The organism is Demequina subtropica, assembly GCF_000971235.1.
Taxonomy (GTDB): Bacteria; Actinomycetota; Actinomycetes; order Actinomycetales; family Demequinaceae; genus Demequina; species Demequina subtropica.
The window spans coordinates 30558-53094 of record NZ_BBMB01000002.1 but is presented as its reverse complement, the minus strand read 5'-3'; the positions used below and the strand labels follow the sequence as shown (position 1 = coordinate 53094).

The 22537-nt window shown below is 71.6% G+C and carries 16 protein-coding genes and 1 tRNA gene; 4 read left to right on the top strand and 13 right to left on the bottom strand.

Annotated features, from left to right (window positions below):
• Window positions 1-11: 11 nt before the first annotated feature.
• From AOM06_RS01535 to AOM06_RS01490, 10 genes are all read right to left on the bottom strand, one after another.
• Window positions 12-1682: an amidohydrolase gene (locus AOM06_RS01535; protein WP_062301697.1), complete on the bottom strand. Its 1671-nt coding sequence runs from the start codon at window positions 1680-1682 to the stop codon at window positions 12-14.
• 19 nt (window positions 1683-1701) lie between these two features.
• Window positions 1702-2751, bottom strand: a complete 1050-nt coding sequence (locus tag AOM06_RS01530) for an ABC transporter ATP-binding protein (protein WP_062301693.1) — start codon at window positions 2749-2751, stop codon at window positions 1702-1704.
• The gene (locus tag AOM06_RS01525; protein ID WP_062301690.1) at window positions 2748-3755 is read right to left on the bottom strand and encodes an ABC transporter ATP-binding protein; all 1008 of its coding nucleotides are present in this window, start codon (window positions 3753-3755) and stop codon (window positions 2748-2750) included. The genes AOM06_RS01530 and AOM06_RS01525 overlap by 4 nt, the downstream gene beginning before the upstream one ends.
• A gap of 84 nt (window positions 3756-3839) precedes the next feature.
• Window positions 3840-5420, bottom strand: coding sequence for an ABC transporter substrate-binding protein (locus AOM06_RS01520; protein WP_062301686.1), 1581 nt, complete (start codon window positions 5418-5420; stop codon window positions 3840-3842).
• 43 nt (window positions 5421-5463) lie between these two features.
• Complete coding sequence (locus tag AOM06_RS01515) at window positions 5464-6420, bottom strand: ABC transporter permease (RefSeq protein WP_062301682.1); 957 nt, start codon at window positions 6418-6420, stop codon at window positions 5464-5466.
• Complete coding sequence (locus AOM06_RS01510) at window positions 6417-7361, bottom strand: ABC transporter permease (protein ID WP_062301679.1); 945 nt, start codon at window positions 7359-7361, stop codon at window positions 6417-6419. The genes AOM06_RS01515 and AOM06_RS01510 overlap by 4 nt, the downstream gene beginning before the upstream one ends.
• Window positions 7362-7635: 274 nt before the next feature.
• Complete coding sequence (locus AOM06_RS01505; protein WP_062301676.1) at window positions 7636-9111, bottom strand: MFS transporter; 1476 nt, start codon at window positions 9109-9111, stop codon at window positions 7636-7638.
• A 196-nt stretch (window positions 9112-9307) separates the two neighbouring features.
• On the bottom strand, window positions 9308-10537 hold the full coding sequence (locus tag AOM06_RS01500; RefSeq protein ID WP_228372811.1) for an MFS transporter: 1230 nt from the start codon (window positions 10535-10537) through the stop codon (window positions 9308-9310).
• Between the two features lie 226 nt (window positions 10538-10763).
• Window positions 10764-11555: a transglutaminase-like domain-containing protein gene (locus AOM06_RS01495; protein ID WP_062302217.1), complete on the bottom strand. Its 792-nt coding sequence runs from the start codon at window positions 11553-11555 to the stop codon at window positions 10764-10766.
• A 64-nt stretch (window positions 11556-11619) separates the two neighbouring features.
• Window positions 11620-13980 (bottom strand): AAA family ATPase, encoded by a 2361-nt coding sequence (locus AOM06_RS01490; protein ID WP_062301669.1) that lies wholly within the window; start codon window positions 13978-13980, stop codon window positions 11620-11622.
• A gap of 99 nt (window positions 13981-14079) precedes the next feature.
• Here AOM06_RS01490 and AOM06_RS01485 point away from each other — a divergent pair, with 99 nt between their 5' ends.
• The 3 genes from AOM06_RS01485 (at window position 14080) to AOM06_RS01475 (ending at window position 17498) form a co-directional block, all read left to right on the top strand.
• Window positions 14080-14925: a Sir2 family NAD-dependent protein deacetylase gene (locus AOM06_RS01485; RefSeq protein ID WP_062301666.1), complete on the top strand. Its 846-nt coding sequence runs from the start codon at window positions 14080-14082 to the stop codon at window positions 14923-14925.
• Between the two features lie 183 nt (window positions 14926-15108).
• The gene (locus AOM06_RS01480) at window positions 15109-16203 is read left to right on the top strand and encodes a fascin domain-containing protein (RefSeq protein ID WP_156163534.1); all 1095 of its coding nucleotides are present in this window, start codon (window positions 15109-15111) and stop codon (window positions 16201-16203) included.
• A gap of 572 nt (window positions 16204-16775) precedes the next feature.
• Window positions 16776-17498, top strand: coding sequence for a hypothetical protein (locus AOM06_RS01475; protein ID WP_062301660.1), 723 nt, complete (start codon window positions 16776-16778; stop codon window positions 17496-17498).
• An 11-nt stretch (window positions 17499-17509) separates the two neighbouring features.
• On the opposite strand, the gene AOM06_RS01470 is transcribed toward AOM06_RS01475, so the two are convergent.
• The 3 genes from AOM06_RS01470 to AOM06_RS01460 all read right to left on the bottom strand — a co-directional run bounded on the left by AOM06_RS01470 (window position 17510) and on the right by AOM06_RS01460 (window position 20101).
• Window positions 17510-18346, bottom strand: coding sequence for a hypothetical protein (locus tag AOM06_RS01470; protein ID WP_156163533.1), 837 nt, complete (start codon window positions 18344-18346; stop codon window positions 17510-17512).
• 159 nt (window positions 18347-18505) lie between these two features.
• Window positions 18506-18581 (bottom strand) — tRNA-Ala (locus AOM06_RS01465).
• A gap of 59 nt (window positions 18582-18640) precedes the next feature.
• Window positions 18641-20101 (bottom strand): glycoside hydrolase family 43 protein, encoded by a 1461-nt coding sequence (locus tag AOM06_RS01460; RefSeq protein ID WP_062301654.1) that lies wholly within the window; start codon window positions 20099-20101, stop codon window positions 18641-18643.
• Between the two features lie 220 nt (window positions 20102-20321).
• Here AOM06_RS01460 and AOM06_RS01455 point away from each other — a divergent pair, with 220 nt between their 5' ends.
• Window positions 20322-22532: a glycoside hydrolase domain-containing protein gene (locus AOM06_RS01455; protein ID WP_062301650.1), complete on the top strand. Its 2211-nt coding sequence runs from the start codon at window positions 20322-20324 to the stop codon at window positions 22530-22532.
• Window positions 22533-22537: the final 5 nt, after the last annotated feature.

Sequence of the window (22537 nt, the reverse complement as noted above, 5' to 3'; positions counted from 1 at the left end):
GAGGTACCGGGTCAGACGGTCGCGGGGACCGGCGACGGGAAGTGGACGCCGCCGACGACGGTGCCGAGGACGGTGATGTCGCGCAGCTCCTGGGGCTCCGCGACCTCGAACGGGTCGCGGTCGAGCACCGCGAAGTCCGCGAACTTGCCAGGGACGATCGAGCCGACGAGGTGGTCGAGCTTGAGGACGTACGCCGGGCCGATGGTGATCGCCTCGAGGGCCTCCTTGACGGAGATCCGCTCCGCGTCGCCCCACGAGCGTCCCGTCGGGGTGCGACGCTCCGCCGCGTACGAGGCGGTGGCCAGCGGGTCGAGCGGCGTCACCGGGGTGTCGCAGTGCAGCGCGATCTTCACGCCGGCGTCGAGCGCCGTGCGGGCCGCGTTCATGCGCTGGACGCGGTCCTGGCCGACGGTGAGGTCGATGTGCTGGTCGCCCCAGTACCAGATGTGGTTGGAGAAGATGTTGGCGCACATGCCGAGCTCCGCCATGCGCTTGTACTGCGCACGGGTGGTGAGCTGCGAGTGGGTGACCGTGTGGCGGTGGTTCCAGCGCGGGGCCTCCGCGAGCACGGACTCGACGGCGTCGCAGAAGACCTCCGTGGCCTCGTCGCCGTTGCAGTGCACGTGGATGTTGAGCCCCGCCTTGTGGAAGGCGCTCACCTGCGCGCGGAAGGTGTCGGCGTCGGTGTTCCAGATGCCGTCATCGTGGCCGCAGACGTAGCCGGGGTCCTGCAGCTTGGCGGTGTGCTGCTGGATCGAGCCGTCGAGCATGAGCTTGACCGTGCCGAGGTGGAGCTTGGCGTTGCCCTTGTCCTGGATCGACTTGACCAGGCCGGCCATCTGCTGGGCCTCCTCGGCGGACTTGGTCATGCCGCCGAAGGTCGCGGGGACCAGGCGGAGGGAGAAGTCCTCGCGCGAGGTGACCTCGGTGAGCAGGCCCAGGCCGCCGGGGCGGACCGCGTCGAAGCTCGCGAGATCGGTCGCGGTGGTGCAGCCGTGGTTCCGGGCGTCCGCGGCGAAGTCGTACATCCCCTTCTCGCTGGTCATGCCCTTGCTGAAGTCCATGCCGAGCGCCGCCATCACGGGCATCATCGCGCCCATCTCCTGCAGCTCGCCCGTGGGCAGCCCGTCCTCGCCCTTGACCACGCCCTCGATGTCGGTGTCTGCACCGTAGCCGGCCTTCTCGAGGAGCACCGAGTTGGCGGTCGCGACGTGGCCGCTCGCGTGGATGACGTAGACGCCGCGGGTCGAGCTGACGGAGTCGAGCGCGTGACGGTCGAGTGCCTCGCCGGGGAAGAAGAGCATGTCCAGGCCGCGCGCGTTGAGCACCTCGCCCTCGGGCAGCTCGGCGTCCCACGCCTTGAGCGCGTCGAGCACGCCCTGCCACGTCTGCGCGCCGGGAAGCGGGGTGCCGTCGGGCATCGTGCGCGGGAAGTACCCCAGGTAGAACGGGCTGTCCATGCCCGCGCCCATGTGGGAGTGGGCCTCGACGAAGCCGGGCGTGAGGACCTGGTCGGCGTAGCGGTCGTCGACCTCGGCGCCCGGGTACGCGGAGAGCAGCTGCTCGACGTCGCTCACGGCGAGGATCTTGTCGCCGCGGATCGCGACCGCGGTCCCGGTCGGCACGGCGTCGTCGAGCGTGCGGACCAGCTTCGCGGTGAGGATGGTGACGGTGTCGGTCATGACTTCTCCTTCGGTTCTTTCAGGACGATGCGGGGGTCAGGCCGAGGCGCAGCGCCTCCTGGCCCTCGCCGGGACGGTGGCAGGCGACCAGGTGGCCCCCGGTGGGGTTGGCCGCGACATCGGTGCGGACCAGCGGCGGCGCCTCCGTCCGGCACTGCTCGGTCGCGAGCCAGCAGCGGCTCGCGAACGCGCAACCGGCGGCGCGCTGGGTGGGGCTGGGCGGGTCGCCTTGGAGGATGATGCGCTCACGCTTGCCGGCGTCCGGGTCGGGCACCGCGGACAGCAGCGCCGCGGTGTACGGGTGCAGCGGGTCCGCGAGCACCTGCGACGCGGGCCCGACCTCGACGATGCGGCCCAGGTACATGACCGCCACGCGGTGCGAGAGGTGGCGGATCACCGCGAGGTTGTGCGAGATGAACATGTAGGTGAGCTGCTTGCTCTCCTGCAGCTCGAGGAGCAGGTTGAGGATCTGCGCCTGGATCGAGACGTCGAGCGCGCTGGTCGGCTCGTCGAGCACCACCAGCTCGGGCTCGGTCGCGATCGCGCGGGCGATCGCGATGCGCTGGCGCTGACCGCCCGAGAACTCGTGCGGGAAGCGACCGGCGGCGCCGTCGGGCGCGCCCACGGCCTCGAGCGCCTCGAGCGCCTTGGCCCGGGCCTCGCCGCGCGGGACGCCGGCCGCCAGCAGGGGCTCCATGACGGAGCGCAGCACCTTGTAGCGCGGGTCGAGCGAGTCGTTGGGATCCTGGAAGACCATCTGGGCGCGGCGACGATGCGCGCGGAGCCGCCCGCCGCGCATCGCGAGCGCGTCCTTGCCGTCGAAGCGGATCTCCCCGGCCGTGGGCTTCCGCAGCAGGAGCGCGGCGCGTGCGAGGGTCGACTTGCCGCAGCCGGACTCCCCCACGATGCCGAGCGTCTCGCCGCGCTGCACCTCGAGGGTGACGCCGTCGAGCGCGTGGACCGTGCGGCCCCCGGCGGCGGGGAACTCCTGGCGGACGCCGTTGAGGACCATCAGGGGATCGTCGACCGGGCGCGGCCGGGGCGTGATGTCGAGGTCCGTGAGGGTCATGCCGTCACCTCCGTGAGTGCGGTGAGATCGAGCTCGGTGCTGCGCCAGCAGCGCGCCGTGTGCGATGGCTCCACCTCGACCAGCGCCTGAGGCGAGGAGCAGGTCTCGACCGCGAACGCGCATCGTGCGGCGAAGCGGCAGCCGGAGGTCTCCCGATCGGCGTCACGGACGCCGCCGGGGATCATCGGCAGGTCCTCGCGCGCGGCGGTGGTGGTGGTCGGGATCGAGGCGACGAGCGCCGCGGTGTAGGGATGCGACGGGTTCGCGAGGACCTCCGTCGGGACGCCCTCCTCGACGATCTCGCCGGCGTACATCACGACGACGCGGTCGCACGTCTGCGCGATGACGCCCAGGTCGTGGCTGATGAGCAGCACGCCGGCGCCGGTCTCGCGCCGCATGCGGTCGAGCAGGTCGAGGATCTGCGCCTGGACCGTGACGTCGAGCGCCGTCGTGGGCTCGTCGGCGACCAGGAGCTGGGGGTTGGCGGCCATCGCCATGGCGATGACGATGCGCTGTCGCATGCCGCCGGACATCTGGTGGGGGAACTGCTTGGCGCGCAGCTCGGGCTCGGGCACCTGCACCAGGCGGAGCAGGTCGAGCGCGCGGGCGTGGGCCGCCTTCTTGTCGGCGAGGCCGTGCACCAGCAGCACCTCGGCGATCTGCGCCCCCACCCGCATGCACGGGTTGAGCGCGGACATCGGCTCCTGGAACACCATCGACGCGACGCGGCCGCGGACCTGGTTCCAGTCGGACTCGTCGGCGTCGAGCATCCCGTGCTCGCCGACGTCGAGCCGGTCGGCGTCGACGCGCGCGCTCGCGGGCAGCAGGCCCAGCACCGCGAAGCCGATGCTCGACTTCCCGCAGCCCGACTCGCCGATCACGCCCAGGATCTCGCCGGGGCCGACGCGCAGGTCGACCCCCGAGACGACCGGGGTGCCGCCGCCGTAGCTGATGGTGAGGTCCTCGACGGCGAGCGCGTCGGTGGTGGCGATCGTCGCGGTCATGGCGTCCTCCTCGTTCGTGAAGCGGGTGGGTGTGGGGTGCGGGTCCCCGGCGGGCGGTGTGCGCCGCCCGCCGGGGACCGCCGGTCAGGAGGTCTTCGCCGTGGTGGCGAGGCCCTCGCGGTAGGTGTACGGGTCGACCTCGTAGCCGGTGACCGTGTCGCCCCAGACCTCGTAGCGCTGGGGGCCGGTGTACGCCACCAGCACGTTGACGTTCTCCGCGACGGCGGTCTCGAGCTGCGCGAGGACCTCGGCACGCTCGGCCTCGTCGAACGTGGAGCGCAGCTGCATGTACAGCGCGACCTCGGGCGACTCGGCGGTCACGGTGGTCACCATCGGCAGACCGGGGGTGAGCACGGTGGCGAAGTACGCCGACGGGTCCGGCATGTAGACGCCGGGCACGAGCACCAGGTCGGTCCAGGTGCCGCCGATGTACGACTGCAGCACCTCGGTCCAGGGCTTGCCCACGAGCTCGAGGGTGATGCCCGCCTCGGCGAGCTGCTGCTTGAGGACCTCGACCATCGGCACGTCGAGCGCGAAGGCCGCGTCCGACGCGTAGGTCAGCGTGATGGTCGGGCTCTCCTGGCCAGCCTCGGCGAGCAGCGCCTTGGCGCCCTCGACGTCGTGCGCGTAGTTCGGGGTCGACTCGTCGGGCGCGATGCCCCACGGGTCGCCGACCGGGACCACGAGGCTGGGCTCGGCCATGCCGCCCATCGCGAAGTCGATCAGCGCCTGGCGGTCCATGGCCTTCGAGACGGCCCGGCGCACCTTGACGTCCGCGAGCGGGCCGTCCGAGGCGTTGACGTACATGGTGAGCGAACGGGTCTCGGCGTTCTCACCGACGGTGTAGCCCTCGGACTCGAGCGACTGGACCTGGATCGGGTCGCGGAACCACGCCATGTCGGTGCCCGAGCCCTGGCGCAGCTGCGCGGCACGCGCGTTCTCGTCGCCGATGAAGTCGAACTCTAGCGTGTCGACGTCGGGGCCCTCGCCCCAGTAGACCTCGTTGGCGGTGAAGGTCATCGAGACCTGGTCCTGCCACTCGTCGAGCACGAACGGGCCGGTGCCGAGCGCGGTGGTCTGGCGGTCCTCCTCGGAGGTGGACTCGTACCAGGCCTGGTTGACGATCGCCATGGCGCGGTAGGACAGGATGTTGAGGATCGTGGCGTCGGGGACGAGCGTGGTGAGCTGCACCGTCGCCTCGTCGAGCGCCGTGATCTGGTCCACCGTGGGGAAGTAGCTCGCACCGGCGGACGAGGCGCGGATCTGCTCGAGAGAGAAGACCACGTCATCGACCGTCAGCGGCGTGCCGTCCGAGAACGTGACGCCCTCGCGGAGGGTGAACGTGTAGGTGAGGTCGTCGACCTGCTCCCACGACTCGGCGAGCCACGGGATGATGGTGCCGTCGGCGTCCTTGGCGAGCAGGGGCTCGTAGATCTGGACGAGCGCGTTCGAGTTCGCGAAGGCCTGCGCGACGTACGGGTCGAGGCCGCCGGCGAGCGGCTGGACGTCGCTCGCGTAGACGAGCGCGCCGCCCTCGACCGCGGGCAGCGGCTCGGACGACTCGGTGGCGCCGGTGTCCACCGTGCCGCTGGAGCATGCGGCGAGCGTGAGGCCGAGCATGGCGACGGCGGCCGCTGCTCCGATCCCTCGGGTGATGGTCCTCATGATGCGGGTCTCCTCCTTGGATGGGTGGACGGTGCGCGGCGGGTCAGACCCGGGCCGGGGATGCCTCGTCCTGGGGGGTGTCGGCGGGCACGGGTCCCTCGCCCGCCACCACCGTCGTGCCGGCGGCGGCACTGCCAGCCGCGCCGGACGTCTTCTTCCGCCGCCGACCCCGGGTCGGCACGGCGAGGTTGCCGGCCTTCGGGGACAGCGCCAGCTGGACGCCGTCGGCCAGCAGGTTCCACGCCACGGTGAGCAGCGTGATGAGGATCGCGGGGAGCACGATGAGCAGCGGGTCCAGCTGCATGTAGCGCATGGACTCGGAGATCATGCGGCCCGCGCTCGGGTCGGGTGCCTGCACGCCCTGGCCCAGGAAGCTGAGGCTCGACTCGATGAGCACCGCGAGCGAGGCGGTCGAGGCGAAGTTCACCAGCATCGGCGTGGTCGCGTTCGGCAGCAGGTGGCTGAGCGCGATGAACGGCTTGCGCACGCCAGCGATCTCCGCGGCGACCACGAAGTCGCGGTCGCGCAGCACCAGGATGGGCGACCGCATGATGCGGGCGAAGCCCGGCGCCCCGATGATCGCCATCGCGATGATGAGCGGGATGAAGCCGGGGCCGATGATGACGCGGATCACCAGCGCGAACAGGATCGCGGGGATCGCCATGATGATCTCGGTGCCGCGCATGAGCACGTTGTCGAGGCGGCCGCCCGCGTACCCGGCGACGAGGCCGATCGCGGTGCCGATCACCATCGAGATGACTGAGGACACCAGCGAGATCACGATCGCGTACCGCGTCGCGATGGCGAGGCGGACGAAGTTGTCGCGGCCGATGTTGTCGGTGCCGAGCCAGTGCTCCCCCGACGGGCCCTCGAACGGGCCGCCGGTGGTGAGGTTGGGGTCGTAGCCGCCGACGAGCGGGCCGAGGAGCGCGTACACGGTGAGGAGCGCGAGGATCGCGGCTCCGCCGATGAGGGCGCCGTTCTTCTTCAGCTTGATCATGAGGCACGCACCCGGGGGTCGATGACGGGGTAGAGAAGGTCGACGATGAGGTTGATGATCACGAAGCACGCGCCGAGCACCAGCACACATGCCTGGATGGTCGGGTAGTCGGAGCTGTTGATCGCCTCGATGAGCATCGAGCCCATGCCGGGGATGGTGAAGATGCTCTCGATCACCACGGTGCCGCCGATGAGCGCGGCGAGCTGGATGCCGACCACGGTGGTCACGGGGATGAGCGCGTTGCGCAGCGCGTGGCCGCGGACGATGCGCCCGGTGGGCACGCCCTTGGAGCGGGCCGTGCGGATGTAGTCCTGGGAGAGGGTGTCGAGCACGGTGCCGCGCGAGTAGCGCGAGATCACCGCGGACATGGCGAGCGACAGCACGAGCGCCGGCACCAGGAGCGACAGGATCGACCCGAGCGGGTCCTGCGCCCACGGCGTGTAGCCGATGAGCGGAAGCTTGAGCGTGAGCGCGTTGACCATGATGAGCACGGCGCCGATCGCGAAGGCCGGGATCGACAGCGCCAGGAAGGATCCTCCGCGGATCACCGCGTCGAGGGGCGTGCCCTGGCGCACCGCGGAGACCACGCCGCTCGGCAACCCGATGACGAGGCCGACGATGACCGCGATGATCGCGAGCTGCAGCGAGACCGGGAAGCGGTCCCCGAGCATCGTCCCGATCTCCTGAGACTTGGTCATCGAGGAGCCGAAGTCGCCGGTGAGGACGCCGCCCGCCCACTCGAGGTACTGCGTGGTCCAGGGCCGGTCGAGCCCGAGCTCGGCGCGCACCTCGGCGAGCTGGTTCGGATCCGGGTTGTCGATGTTCAGGTACTGCAGCGCGGGGTCGCCGGGCATCATCCGCACCATCCCGAAGGACAGCAGGGAGAGCGCGAAGAGCACGAGCAGCGCCGACCCGAGCCGCTTGGCCAGATACTTCGCCACAGTCACCTCCTCGGTTCGTTGTCGACTTCTGTGACGACATCGATCCTGCTAGGCGGGGGCTGGCCCGGTAAGCGCCACGGACCGGGGTTAGGTCCGGGCCACCGTTAACCGGCACGACACCTGCGTGTCGCATGTGTCACGGCGGTGGTGCCAGCGTTAACGCGCCCGACACACGGTGCCGCCTCCCGGTCCGGCCCTGCGTGCGCGCTGTGCCGGGGAGCACACGACGGAGGGGCCGGACCTCGCGGTCCGGCCCCTCCGTCGACGCACGCGATCAGGCGGTCACGAGCTCGGGCTCCGGCTCGTCGGAGGTCGCCGCCGACGCCGGCGCGCTCACGTCCTTCGGCAGGCGGAGCACGAGCGCCACGACGACGAGCGACAGGACCACCGCGCATCCCCACACCACGGCGTAGCCCGTGAACGAGGTGACGCCGGCGGTCGAGCCGGTACCCGTGCCCTCGACCAGGAAGGCCGCCATCACCGCGGTGAAGGCGGCGCCCGCGGCCGCTCCCATCGCGGTGCGCAGCGTGTTGTACAGGCCCGAGACGACGGCCACGGCGTCGGGTCGCGCTCGCTTGACCACGATCGCAGGCAGGACCGCGGTCATGACGCCGATGCCGATGCCGCAGAGCACGAGCCACACCGTGAACGGGCCGACGGATCCGGGCGCGAGGATCATGAGCAGGTACCCGGCTGCCGAGGACAGCGAGCCTGCGACCATCGTGGGACGGTAGCCCCACCGCGCGACGGCGCGCGCGCCGACGAGCGATCCCATGAAGCCCGCGAGCGCCATGCCCGACAGGGTGAGACCCGCCTGAGCGGCGTCGAGACCCAGCCCGAACCCGTAGACCTCGGGATCCACGCGCACGTACAGCGCGGCCAGGGTCGCGGCACCGAGCGACTGCGAGCTGAAGACCAGCCCGATGACGATCGGCAGCCCGATGCCTCCGCGCAGCAGGACGTCGAAGTCGATGAACGGCTCGGCGACGCGCCGCTCGACGGCCACGAAGGCCGCGAGGGCGGCGAGCCCGACGACGATCAGCGCCGAGACGAGCGCGTTCCCCCAGCCGATCTGTCCGCCCAGGGAGATGCCGCCGAGGACGGAGGCCACACCCAGGCCCAGCAGGCCGATCCCCGCCCAGTCGATGCTCCCGGTCCCCGAGGTCTCGGTCTCGGGCACGAACACGGCGATGAGCACGAAGCACAGCGTGAAGTAGATCCCGGGAACCGCGAGCGCGACGGTCAGGCCCGCCGCGGTGACGAGGAGCCCTGCGCCGACCGCGCCGATGACGGCACCGATCGCGAGCGAGGCGATGAGGGCGCCGATGCTGCGGTCCACCGTCTCGGGCGAACGCTGGCGCACGATCGCGAACTCCAGCGGCAGGAACGCGACGAGCGCGCCCTGCAGCACCCGCCCGAGCAGCAGCACGCCGAAGCTCGGCGCGAACGTCACGATGAACGAGCCCGCGGCGGTGATCGCGACCGCGACCAGGAGGAGCTTCTTGTGACCATGCTTGTCGCCGAGCTTCGTGAGCAGCGGCACGAACACCACCGACGAGAGCAGGTACGCGACCGCGACCAGGTTGAGCGACGCCGCGCTCGCCTCGTACCGCTCGCCGATGGTGGCGAGCAGCGGCCCGTACCACCCCTGGAGCAGGCCGCTGCCGACCTCGGTCGCGACGAGGAGCCCGACGGCGCCCCCGGCGGTCGCGCGCGCACCCTTCGGCAGCGCGGATGATGCCTTGCTCATGGCGTCCCCTCCCCGGGGTCGATCGACAGCGGTGGATGAGATCGATCGTTCCCGAGGAGTGTCCGCACGGTAAGCGCCACTCCTGCGCGGGAGGCATGGGCCACCGTTAACCCCGCAGACATGTGCGGACGCGTCCCGAAATGCGGGGGTCACACGGCGTCGGCTATCGCGCGGGCGCGGGCACGCCTCGTCGCGCTCACGCGGTAGGCGCGACCGCCCGCCCACGGACCCGCGGCAGCACGGTGCTGGCCGCGGCGGCCGCGACCGCGAGCGCCCCCGCGAGCAGCCAGGCGGAGGTGTACGAGCCCGAGGCGGAGCGCATCGCGCCGCTCACCGCGGCCGCCGCCCCGGCGCCGACCATGTGCGCGGCGAACACCCAGCCGAACACGATGCCCCCGCGCTCGGGCCCGAAGGCGGCCTGGCACAGGATCACCGTCGGCGGCACGGTCGCGACCCAGTCCAGCCCGAACAGCGCGACCACCACGAGGATGGGGGGTTCCACCTCGGTGCCGAGCAGCGCCGGTACCGCGAGCAGAGCCGTCCCGCGCAGCCCGTAGTAGACGGCGAGCAGCACCCGGGGCTCGAACCTGTCGGTGAGCCATCCGGAGCCGATGGTGCCGACGATGTCGAAGACGCCGACGACCGCGAGCAGCCCCGCCGCGACCGTCGCCGACATGCCGTGGTCATGCGCCGCGGGCACGAAGTGGCTGCTGATGATGCCGTTGGTGGTCCAGCCGCAGATGAAGAACGTCCCCGCGAGCAGCAGGAACGGCCGGGTGGGAGCCGCCGCGCGCAGGACGACGACGGCGCGCGCGACGGCGGCGCGGGCGCTCGGCGGCGTGTCCTCCTGCTCGGGCGCCTCCACGGCCCCGTACGGCAGGAGCCCGACGTCCGCGGGCCGGTCGCGGAGCACCAACGCGACGAGCGGCACGAGCACGGCGCACCAGACCGCGATGAGGAGCGATGCGGCGCGCCAGCCCCATGCCTCGGCCGCCGCGGCGAGCAGCGGCAGGAACACGAGCTGCCCGGTCGCCCACGCGGCGCCGATGATGCCGAGCACCAGGCCGCGCCGCTCGGCGAACCACCGGTTCACGACGATCGCGCCGAACACGAGCGCGACGGCTCCGGTCCCGAGGCCGATCACGATCCCCCATGCCACCCACAGCGGCCACGGCTCCACCATCACGACCGTGACCAGGCAGCCCGCGGCGATGAGCGCGAGCGCCACGATGGCGGTGCGCCGCACCCCCGCGCGCTCGAGGATGGCGGCGGCGAACGGCGCCGCGACGCCGTAGACGATGAGGTTGACCGAGACGGCGAGCGACGTGTCGGTGCGGGACCAGCCGAGGTCCTCCTCGATGGGGACCAGCAGCACGCCGAGGCTCGACCGGAAGGCAGCCGAGGCGAGGAGCACCAGGAATGTCACGCCGGCGACGATCCACGCGCGATGGACGCGTCGAGGAGGCGCGCCTCCGTCGCGACGCACGGACACCGATGCGCTCATGACCCCACCCCCGCGGGGACCTGCGGCGACGCGCCCCCGGTGCTCACCGTAACCCGCCCGCCTCGGGATGGCGCTCCGATCGCCGTACGCTCCGCGCACCCGACCCGGGGGGGCGGCGCGGCGCATGACCGCGCCCGGGCCGCGCGGGTCAGCCGAGCGCGACGGGCGTGCGGACGTCGTCCTCCGGCAGCGCATCCGCCGTCGCGGAGACCTCCATCGCGACCAGCTCGACGGCCTCGCCGATCGTGGTGAGGAACGCCGTGTCTGCGGCGTCGCGACCGGTGGCGATGCGCACGAGGGTGGACCGCGGCGCGAGGGTGGTCGCGTCGACCACGAGCCAGCGGTCACCGACGAGCGCCTCGGCGACGGCGTGGAAGTCCATGGGTGCGAGTCCGGGCGCATAGACGGCGACCACGCGCGCGGGCACGTCGAGCGCGCGCAGGAGCGCGACCACCAGGTGTGCGAAGTCGCGGCACACGCCGCGCCTCGACAGCAGGGTCGCAGCGGCACCGTCCGTCGGATCCGTGGAGGTGCCGTCGTACGTGAGGCGCGTACCCACCCAGCTCGAGACCGCCGCGAGCACCTCGGCTCCCTCGAGACCCGCGAACTCCGCCGCCGCCACGGCGGCGAGGGTGTCCGACTCGCAGTAGCGGCTGGGACGCAGGTAGCGGACGCGATCGATCTCGTCGACCGGGGCGGCCTCGGCGCGCCCCTCCAGCCGCGCGGCGTACCGCACCTCGACGCGGCCACCGGTCGCGTCGACGGAGTGGAGCCGTGTGCCGTGCTGATCCGCGAGCTCGGTCGCGTCGAGCGGCGAGCCGTCCTGCGTGACGGAGAGGGACTCGTCCAGGGCGAGCCCCTCGGCGACGGCGATGGCGAGCACCAGGCGCGCCGGCCCGGCGACGTCGAGGGTCAGGGAGCTGGTCACGTCGCGTCTCACCGACGCATCCTCGCACGGAGCCGCGGCGACCCACCAGGGCGAGCTCACCGCACGGAGCCGCGCCTCAGGCCTGGACCGTCGTCGCCCCGCCTGCGCCCATATCCAGCCATGCGAGGAAGTCCTCCGCGGCGATCACGGGCTTGCCCCACTCGAGGGCCTTGCGCGCCTTGCCCGACTGCGTGCCTCGCTCCGCGACGACGAGCACGTCGGTGCGCGTCTTGGTCACGCTCGGAACCGGGACCAACCCCGCCTCCACCGCGAGCCGCGTCATCCGCTCGCGGTCCACCACGCCGCGCCCCGCGGCCACCACGGTCCCGGTGAAGCACACGCGCGCGCCCGGCACCAGCACCACGGCGGGATCAGCAGGCCCGGCGAGCACCAGATCCCCAGGCAGGACGTCGACCCCGAAGTGCCGCTCAGCGGCGCGCACGCGCGCGAGCGCCGCGGCGTCCTTGTCGATCACGCGCCCCCAGGCGAGGGCGAGCAGCTCACCGAGCACCGCGCCCGGGTCGTCCTCGGCCGAGAGGTTCCCTCCCACCACGAAGCCCTCGGGCCCGGCGCTGTCGACCCGCGCCTGCAGGAAGCCTCGCCCGCGTGGCCACGACGCGAACGGGGTACCCGCCGCGAGCGCATCGTCCCCGTGCCGCTCGAGCCACCGCTCGCCGGCCTCGCGGAGCGCACGCGCGCGCTCGAGCGCCGTCGGCGCCGCCAGCGCCTCCCGCGCCCCCGCGTCGAACGCCGCCGCCGGCAGCTCCGCGCCGAGCGCCATCGGCTCGACCACGCCGTTGCGCTTGAGCTCGAAGTCGATCCATCCGAGCGTCCGATCGATCCCGACCCCCACCGGGACGCGGCCCGCGAGCAGCGGCGACAGGCACGCCCACGCCTCGGCGAGGACGGGCGCGAGCTGCACGTCCCGCGTGGTCAGGCCGTACTCGGTATGCGCCTCGTAGAGGTCGCTCGTGGGGTTGACCACCGTGGTGGCCTCGTCGCCCTCGTCCGTCACGACCGCGATCTCCACCGGACGCGGCCGGTACCGGTCCCCCACGGTCCCCACGGTCAGGGCGCTGAGGTAGACGTGCCCGGACCGCGCATCGTCCCCCGCGCCGGCGCGGGACGCGGCGAGGAAGCGGCGGATCCGGCCGTCCGTCTTGAGGTCGCGCGGCAGCACGTCGCGCCGGAGCACCAGGCCGTCGAGGGACGTGCAGCGGCTGAGCGCGACGTAGAGCTGGCCGTTCGCGAAGGTGCCGCCGGTGAGGTCCACCACCACGCGGTCGAGCGTCTGGCCCTGCGCCTTGTGGATGGTGATGGCCCAGGCGAGCTTCATGGGCAGCTGGGTGAAGGTGCCGACCACCTCGCGCCCCAGGCCGCCGTGCTCGACCACCGGGCGGGTGACCTCCAAGGTGTACGGCCGCACCCGCACCTGGCGGCCGTCGCGCAGCAGCACGGTCGCGACGGGTCCGTCCTCGTCGCGCTGCAGCAGGACGACGCGGCCGAGCGTGCCGTTGACCCAGCGGTCGGCAGGGTCGTTGTTGAGCAGCATCACCTGCGCGCCCACCGCGAGGTCGAGGCTGACCTCGGCGGGCAGCTCGAAACCGTCGGTCTCTCCGGTGAGCGTCGCCTCGTAGGACAGCACCGGGCTCGGAAGCCTCTCGAGCTCGCGCCGGTTGCGCGAGCGGACGATGCGGTTGGTGGTGGCGAGCGTGAGCCAGAACTCGTCAGCGGGAGGATCGAAGCCGGGATGGGTGCGCGCGTTGAGGGCCGCCCGCGCGCCCTCGAGCAGCGCGCCGTCGCGCACCGCGTTGAGGATGTCGACCAGCTGGGTGTCGCCCACCTGGCGGAACACGGTGGTGAGCTCGACCACGGGGAACGTGCCTCGCTCGAAGCGGCGCGCGGAGAAGAAGTACGGGGTGCCGTAACGCTCGTCGAAGAAGTCGACCTCGTCGTCGCGCACCACGGGCGGGAGCTGGTGGAGGTCCCCCACCAGCACCAGCTGCACGCCGCCGAACGGCTCGCCCTGCCGGGGCCCGAAACGCTCGAGCGCGGCCACCAGGGCGTCGAACAGGTCCGCGCGCACCATGGACGCCTCGTCGACGATGAGGGTGTCGAGCCCGGCGAGGGTGCTCGCGAAGCGCCCGGGGTAGTAGCCGGGCCCGCGCACCATGTCCTCGTTGACCCCCATGGGGAAGGAGAACAGGCGGTGGATGGTGTAGCCGTCGACGTTGAGCGCGGCGATGCCCGTGGGCGCGACGGTGACCGTCGTGCGGTCCGTGGTGGCCAGGAAGTGCCTGATGAGGGTGGACTTCCCGGTCCCCGCGCGGCCGGTGAGGAACAGGTGGTCGCCGCCATGGAGGATCTCCAGCGCGCGCTCGAAGTCCTCGGTGAGGGTGATGCCCTCCCAGGGGCGCCGCGCGCGCTGCTCGCTCATCGTGGAGAGAGCCTACCCAGGGGCGCAGACGCCCGAGCGCGGCCGTCGTGCGACCATCGTGGTCACGGCATCGCGCTGAGCATCGCAGGGAGGAGACGCGTGACCACGGTGGAATCATCGGGCACTGAGCCCGCAGCGCCGTCGGTCTCGCGGGCGCTCGAGCTCCTCGCGGGCCGAACCATCGCGGTCCTCACGGGCGCCGGTCTGTCGACGGACTCCGGCATCCCCGACTACCGGGGCGAGAGCTCGCCGCGCCGCACGCCGATGACCTTCCAGGACTTCGTGGGCGACGAGGCCAAGCGACGGCGATACTGGGTCGGCTCGCACCTGGGATGGAAGACCTTCTCCGCCACGCACCCGAACGCGGGACACCGTGCCCTCGCGGCGCTCGAGGCCGCGGGCGTGGTCACCGGCCTGGTCACGCAGAACGTCGACGGTCTCCACCTCCAGGCCGGCTCGCGCGAGGTGGTCGAGCTGCACGGGAACATGCGCGGCGTGACGTGCCTCGCGTGCCGCGCCCGATTCTCCCGCGAGGAGGTCGCCGCACGCCTCGAGAGCGACAACCCGGCCCTCGTGCTCGCCGATGGGGTCCGGCTGGGACCCGACGGCGACGTGCTTCCGGAGTCCTGGGAGCACGTCGCCGTTCCCGCCTGCACGGTGTGCGGCGGCATCCTCAAGCCCGATGTCGTCTTCTTCGGGGAGCTGGTGCCCGCCTCGCAGACCCAGGCCGCTGAACGCTTCGTCGACCGTGCCGAGGCGCTCCTGGTCGCCGGCTCGTCGCTGGCGGTGAACTCGGGAATGCGGCTCGTGGAGCGCACTCATCGCCGGGGGGTCCCCATCGTCATCATCAACCGGGGTGCCACCAAAGGGGACCGCCGTGCGGCCGTCAAGATCGACGCCGGCACCTCGGAGACGCTCGAGGAGCTCGAGTCGGCGCTGATGTAGCCGGTGGGCCTCGCATCGAGCGTCACGCCGGTCGTGGGCAGTCTCATCCGCGACATCTCGACCGTATCGCGAGCGATTCTCGCGAGTCTGTTCGCATGCTTGACCGGCCCGCTGCCACGGGCCGAGCATGGAGGACGACGGGCGGGGACATCCCCGGGCCCCGCGCCGCCGCGGGGAGGGGTCATGGCAGATTTCTCGATGGATGCCGCAGTGTGGCAGGTCCAGCTGTCGCACGGCGAGGTGCAGACGGTCACCGACGGCGTCGACGGCGCGTCGAAGATCACGTCGACGTTCGGCCCGCCCGGCGTGTTCGTCGCGGTGGTGCTGGACGCCATCTCCGGCACCCTCAAGGTGGTCGGCGCGATCGGCGGCAACGAAGGCGTCAACGTGGTCGGCGTCGTCGGCGCTCCGTTCACCACGGTCACTCCGCGCGGAATCTCGCCGGTCGCCCTGATCGCGACGTTCGCCGAGGCGCTCCAGGACGCGACGGGGCTCCCGGACGAGGCGATCGGCGCCGGCTTGGGCGCCGGCCTCGCCTTCCTCGCCGCGGGACCGGGCGGCGTGGTGGTCGGCGGGATCGCCGGAGCGCTTGGCGCGGCGCTCCTCGACTCCGACGACACCCGACCCGGCGATGTCTTCGCGGACCGCGACCGCGTGGGCCCCTGGGAGACCTTCGTGCTCCTGGATCTCGACGCACCCGTGGTTCCCCGGCGATCCGTCGCCGACGAGAAGCACCGCCCGTTCGTCGCAGGGCACGTCGACGACGTCCGCGCGAACAGCACCCTCGCCGAGAAGGTGCGGGACGAGTTCGATCCTGCCGCGGCACGGCCGGCCGGGCTCCCAGGCGCGTCGCTGGTCGGCGGATTGCGGACCACGCCCGCCGAGGCGGGCATAGGCCGCCTTGGCGCGGCCGAGCCGGCTGCACCCCCCGCACCTGCGCCAGCACCCCCGCCGGTGGTCCCGTCGCGAATCGCGCTGAGCTCGTGGCGCGGGTTCTTCAGCGCCGAGGACGGCGGCGGGGGTGCGGTGCATGCCAACCGCGGTGCCGTCCAGGAATGGGAGACCATCACGGTGGTCGCTCACGGCGACGGATCGGTGAGCCTCAGGTCCACCCGTGGCTTCTTCCTCACCGCCGAGCACGGCGGGGGCTCAGGCTCGGTCTGCAACTGGGATCGGACCAAGGCCGAGGAGTGGGAGAAGTTCTGGCTGGAGCCGCAGGAGTCGGGCGCCTACGCGCTCAAGACCTTCGTCCACGGCACCTACGTGAGCGTGCAGTAGGCGCTCGCACAGCAGGGCGCCGCCATCCCCGACTGGCCCTTCTCGGCGGTGGCCCTTTCCACAGCGGACGCAGATGAATGGCTTGTCGCGGTTGTGGGTGTGGGCCGGTGGCGGGGTGGAGTTCGAGGTCTCGCAGGATGGGGATTCCTCCACCGAGCCATCGACCTGCTCGACGCTGCCTGGGGCGCGTCCGATCTCACGACCTTGTGCAACCTCGACGCCACTCTCGGCTGGCGCTCACACCCAAGATCGATGGCGCCCCGACGTCCCCTGACGCAGCACGGGTGGGGACTCTCGCGGGAATCGTGCGTTGCGCGGCGTCCGTGTTGCCCGTGTCGCTTGTGCGACGGACACTGAGCGGGTCAGCCCCGTGCGACGGGGCCACCGAGCCGTTCGATGAGTTCCGCCGCATGGGACTCGCGTGGCCACGAAGGTCTCCTGACGCGCGTCGCGGCCCCGCACCGTCCCCAGCCCCGGGACCCCGGGCACCAGCGCCGGTCCCGCGGAGCCCGGCGAACGCGACCTGGTCGCCCACTCCGTGCGCGTCAGCACCTTCCGAGGAGAAGAACATCATGGGCGCTAGCGCGAAGCTCGCCACCACCCACGCACTCGTCGCGGCGTGCGACTACTGGATCGCGAAAGGCGGCCGCGTCACCGAGATGCAGCCGTACGGCGAGGTCCACAAGGGCCACAGCTCGACCTCCTTCCACTACGACACGGACGGGGTCTACGGCCAGGCCGCAGACCTCAACGTGGGCACCGCCGGCGCACCGGCGAGCGAGCGCGCACTCATGGTCGCGTGCCGGCGCGTGTTCGAGTCGCTCGGCCTGAGCGTCCTCTACGACTACACGGGGAACGGCGTGGCCGTCGCGCGCGCCCACCGCGACCACGGGCATATCGACGTGGGCTCGTACTCGAACTTCGGCGACGGACCCGTCAAGCACGGGCGCGGCTCGACCGCGGTGGTGGATACCCAGGTGGCGCTCCATCAGCCGCCCGCGATGCGCGACAACCTCCTCGGCGACACGACGGCCGGCGACCTCGCAGCGGTGCGCGACGCCTCGGTCTTCGGCGGCGAGAAGTTCGATGCCGGCCTCGAGCGCGCCCAACGGGCGGTCGGCGTCGCGACCGGTGGCGACTGGGACGCGAAGTCCCGCGCCGCGCACGATGCCACCGTGGCGGCGCTGCAACGCGTCTGGCACGACGCGGGTCTCTACAAGGGCCGTGTCGACTCGGTCTGGGGACCAGGCACCGACGCGGCCTACGATTCGCTGCTCTCCCGCTTCAAGCTCTAGGCGGAAGGTCTTCACTCCGTCCACCGGTTCCGTGACTGCGCCAGCTGGCTGTCCATCCACGCCGGGAGGACCTGGGACAGGGGGTAGGCGAGCCCCGACTCGAGCTGCTCCAAACGTGTCCGTAGCACCGTCCCGTCCACGAACGGCTCTTCGAGGTCGGGACGCACAATCATGTCGGCGACCGCACCCAGGCATGCCAACCGGGCCATCACGACGATCCCGCGCGGCTCGCCGGACCCGGCCTGGCCCGCCGCGCCGAGCCAGGTGCGCAGGGCGAGGAGCGCACGGTCCCGCCCGTACGCGTCTGCGAAGGCCTCGTTCGGAATCGTTCCGCCATGCTCGTGGCGCGCAACAGTCCCGAGGTCAGCGAGCTCGTCGACGGTCCCGGTGAACAGATGGAAGCCCTCGCGCTCGGTGACATATCCCGGGAGGTCCAGCAACACCTTCGTGTCCGTCAGCACCTCCCCGCACAGCTCGATGAGGGCGTATTGGCGGCGCAGGTCGCGCCGCGCCGCGAGCGTCTCGGGAGGAAGGGCGTCGAGGTTCTGCTGAAGCGCCGCACCCCACGCGACGAAGGCGAATACCCGTTGCACCGACGAGGTGAGGAAGTAGCGGTCATGCTGAGGTTCGTCCTCGGCCAGCAGCCACCGCCGGAGCCTGTCCTGGTCCCGGAAGAAGCCGTCGACCCGGTCCGTCAACCTGAGCGCAGAACGTCGGAGCTGTCCGGGACCGTTGCCCAGCACGGTCGTGATCGCGGCCCGTTCGTCGAGTTCGAGGCGGCGCTTCGCCAACCGGTAGTCGAAGATGTACTTCCCCGCGAAGGCGCCGATGGTGCCGAGGATGCCCACCAAGAATCCGAGCAGCACGCTCGCATCTGATCCCATGCGCACCCCCGGGGGCAGCCGACTATGGGCGGGCTGCCAACTGCAGTGTCAGCCCGAGCGCGGCGCGACGACAAGACCTGGACATAGCAGAAGGGGCCCGCCGACCGGCGGGCCCCTTCTCACTGGTGGAGCTGAGGGGAATCGAACCCCTGACCTTCTCATTGCGAACGAGACGCGCTACCAACTGCGCCACAGCCCCAAGTGCCTGAATAGATTAGCACCTCCGGGAGCGCCGCAAGTACACCGTCCGCGGCCATGTCAGTCGCGGGGGTCCTCCTCGTACGCGACCCGCACGACCACAGCGGTTCCGCCGAGCGCCTCGACCGCCAGCATGCGCCCGGTGAACCCGCCCGCGACCTCGGTGGACACGTAGCGCCCGTCGATGGCGCCGAGGGGCACGAACCGGCCGTCACGGACGATGCCCGGCTCGAGCAGGTCGGGACCCAGCCGGCCGTACAGTTCACGGGACGGGGTCGAGCGCACGGCCAGCAGGTCGCCAGGAAGCAGCGGGAGCGAGTCGAGCCGCTGGTCGAACGGGCCCGAGACCGCACGTCCCTGCACCACCTCGCCCACACGCTCGACGCCGACCCACGCGCGCGCATCCATCCGCACGCTCAGGCACGCGTCGCCCTCGAGCACCTCGGCGGTCGCGAGGAAGCCCACGGCAGGGATGCGGGCGCACAGCGGGGCGATCTGCTCCCCGCTCGCAGGACCACGCCCCGCGGCCAGCGCGATCCCATCGCCGAGCACGGCGGCCAGCGCGCCGGGAAAGACCCCCGGAGCGACCCATCGCGGGTGGAGCGCGGACCCCGCGAAAGCATCGTCCCAGGAAAGGTCGCGATCGGGCACCGCGAAACGGTCCTCGACCACCACGGGCCAGCCGTCCACCCAGTCGATGCCGGCGATGAAGGTCTCGCGCCCGTTGACGTGGAAGCCTGGATACGCGCCGGACGGGCGTGTGCCCAGGTAGACCATCGCCCAGCCGCCGTCGGCCAGCTCGATCAGGTCCGGATGCCCCGTGGCCTGGACCGGGTGCGGCAGGCTGCGGTGGCTGAAGATCGGGTTGACGGGATGCGACGCGAACGGGCCGCGCGGGTCGCGCGAGCGCGCGACCGAGACGCCGTGACCCACGTGCGTGCCGCCCTCGGCGACCGTGAGGTACCACCAGCCGTCCTTCTCGAAAAGGTGCGGCCCCTCCGTGTCCTTCATCTCCGTGCCGCGCCACAGCTCGACGCGGTCCGTGAGCCGCGCACCCGTGCGAGGATCCACCTCGACCTGATAGATCGCGGGCGGGTGGTGCCCGCACCACGTCATGACGCACGTGCCATCGTCGAGCCACGCAAGATCGGGATCGATGCCGTCGGTGTCGGGCACGTACACCGGCGTCGACCATGGGCCGGCGGGATCGGACGCGTGGACGATGAGCTGCCCGCGGCCCGCGTCGCGGATGCTCGTGGTCACCATCCAGAACAGCCCATCGTGGTGGCGCAGCGTAGGTGCGAAGATGCCCGAGCTCGCCCCGTCGATCCCCGTGGGCGCGTTGATCACCGCGGCGTCGGTCAGCGCATGCCCGACGAGCTCCCACGTCACCAGATCCGTCGAGCGGTGGATCGGCACACCTGGGACGTACTCGAAGGTCGAGCTCGCAAGGTAGTACCACTCCCCCACGCGGCAGATCGACGGGTCCGGGTAGAAGCCGGCGAGGATGGGCATCGTCATTGTTGCGTCTCCCAACATTCATGGTCGGAACCCACTGTAGGGCGCGCCGCGGGGCGGCGAGACCACCGGGCTCCGAGCGATCTCGCGGCGAAAGTTAAAGAGTCCGTCACATTTGCGCAATGGACGCGACACGAGGCCCGCCTAGGTTCTCCTCAAGGACGCACACCGACGTGCGTCCCCCGCTCGTCAGGAGCAGGCTTCGGGGAAGGGAGGTGCCGCCGTGTACGACGACGTCGATCCGTTCATCGGAACCGAGGCGACCTCGCTCCCCGCCCCGACGGGGATCGCCGCCACGTGGTGGTGGCCCAAGCCCCAGGTGGGCAACACCCACCCCGGTGCGTGCTTCCCGCTCGGCATGGTCTCCGCCTGCGCCTACTCGGGCGCGTACCCCACGGGATACGGCCTCTACGACCTCTCGACCGAGGGCGTCCCCACGCGTCTCCACGACCGCAACGTCGCCTCCGGCTTCACCCACTTCCAGCAGTCGGGTACCGGAGCGATCCGCAAGTACTACAACTACTTCCGCGTCACGCCGATGCTCGAGCCGCTCGACGAGCTGGACCGCGCATGGGAGATCCTCGACGAGGAGGCCCACCCGGGCTACTACCACGCGGTCCTCGAGAACGGGATCGAGGCCGAGCTCGCCGCGGGCCCCAAGTCGGTGGTGCACCGCTACACGTTCCCGGAGCACCCGTCCGCGCGCCTGGTGGTCGACTTCTCGCTCGGCGGCCTCGAGATCCCCTACGGTGCGACGCTGCCGCTGCGCGCCCGCCTCGAGTCGGTCGAGCCCGGCGTGGTCCAAGGCGAGATCGTGGTCGAGGGCGTGCCGCTCGCGGTCTACATCGAGTGCGACGCCGAGGACTGGCGCCAGATGCTCTGGTACGACTCGCGCCTCATGCCTGCGGGCACGAGGCTCGACCTCGACTCCATCCGGCCGAGCACGCTGCGCCCGTTCGGCCTCATGTGGAAGGGCCCCGCGGCTCCCGGCAAGCAGGTCGAGCTCCGCATCGGCTTCTCCCTGCGCGGCGTGGACCAGGCCCGCAGGAACCTCCGCGCGGACCTGGGCGAGCTCGGCACGTTCGCGAGCCGCCTGGCGGGCACACGCGAGACCTGGCGAAGCCTGCTGGGCGCCATCAGGGTCGAGACCGAGGACGAGTCGCGCCGCCAGGTGTTCGCAAGCGCGCTCTACCACTCGCTCATCAAGCCGTGCTTCGCCCCCGACGAGAGCCCGTTCTGGTCTCAGAAGGGCCCCTTCGTCTTCGATGTGTCGACCATGTGGGACATCTACCGGACGCAGCTGCCGCTGCTCACCGCGCTGCTGCCCCACCGCGCCGTGGAGTTCGCCAACGCGATGCTCACCATCGCCGAGCAGGAGGGCAACCTCCCCATCGGCTACCGCATGGCGCGCGGCTCCGACCGCTTCAGCCGCCAGGGCAGCGCCCTGGTCCACACGCTGCTCGCGGACCTCGCGCACCTGGGCGCGCACGGCATCGACTGGGACTGGGCGCTGGTCCACATGCAGACCGACCTGCGGCGGGCCTACGGCGAGGAGTTCCTGCTCCAGGGCCACGCGCAGCCGATGAGCCACACGCTCGACCTCGCCTACGGCTACTGGTGCACGGGCGTGGTCGCGGAGCTGCTCGGCGACCGCACGCAGCTCAACGAGAATGTCGAGCTCGCGTCGCGGTGGCGCAACGCCTTCGACGCCTCGACCGGGCTGCTCAAGGAGTCCACGTACTACGAGGGCACGCGCTACAACTACTCGTTCCGCCTGCTGCACGACATGGCGGCCCGGATCGCGCTCGCCGGCGGCGACGACGCCTTCGTCGCGCTGCTCGACGCCTTCTTCGGCTTCGGTGCGGAGCCCGTCATGCAGCCCGCCGAGCGTCCCTCGGCGGAGGAGATGATCGCCGGCTACTCGCTGGGCCGCTTCGAGGGCCTCAACAACGAGCCGGACATGGAGGCGCCGTGGGCCTACCACTACGCCGGCCGTCCGGACCGGACCGCCGAGGTGGTCCACGGCATCGTCCACCAGATGTTCGGCCCGGGTCGCGGGGGCCTCCCTGGAAACGACGACTCGGGCGGGTTATCGTCGTGGTACGTCTGGGCCAGCCTGGGCCTGTTCCCCGTCGCAGGGCAGAACGTGTTCCTGCTCCATCCCCCGGCCTTCGCATCAGCGACGATGCGCATGGCACGCGGAGAACTCCACATCGTGGCCGAAGGGTTCGTCGAGCCCCGGCCAGGCGGACCGGTCCAGTACATCCGGTCCGTCACGCTCGACGGCTCGCCCGTCGAGTCCTCCTGGATCAGCGGCTCCGAGCTCCACCAAGGTGGCGAGCTGCGCTACGTGCTCGGGGACTCCCCGAGCGATTGGGGACGCGAGCACCGTCCCCCGTCCACCCCTCGCCCCACCGTGGGGCTGCTCCCGTGAAGGAG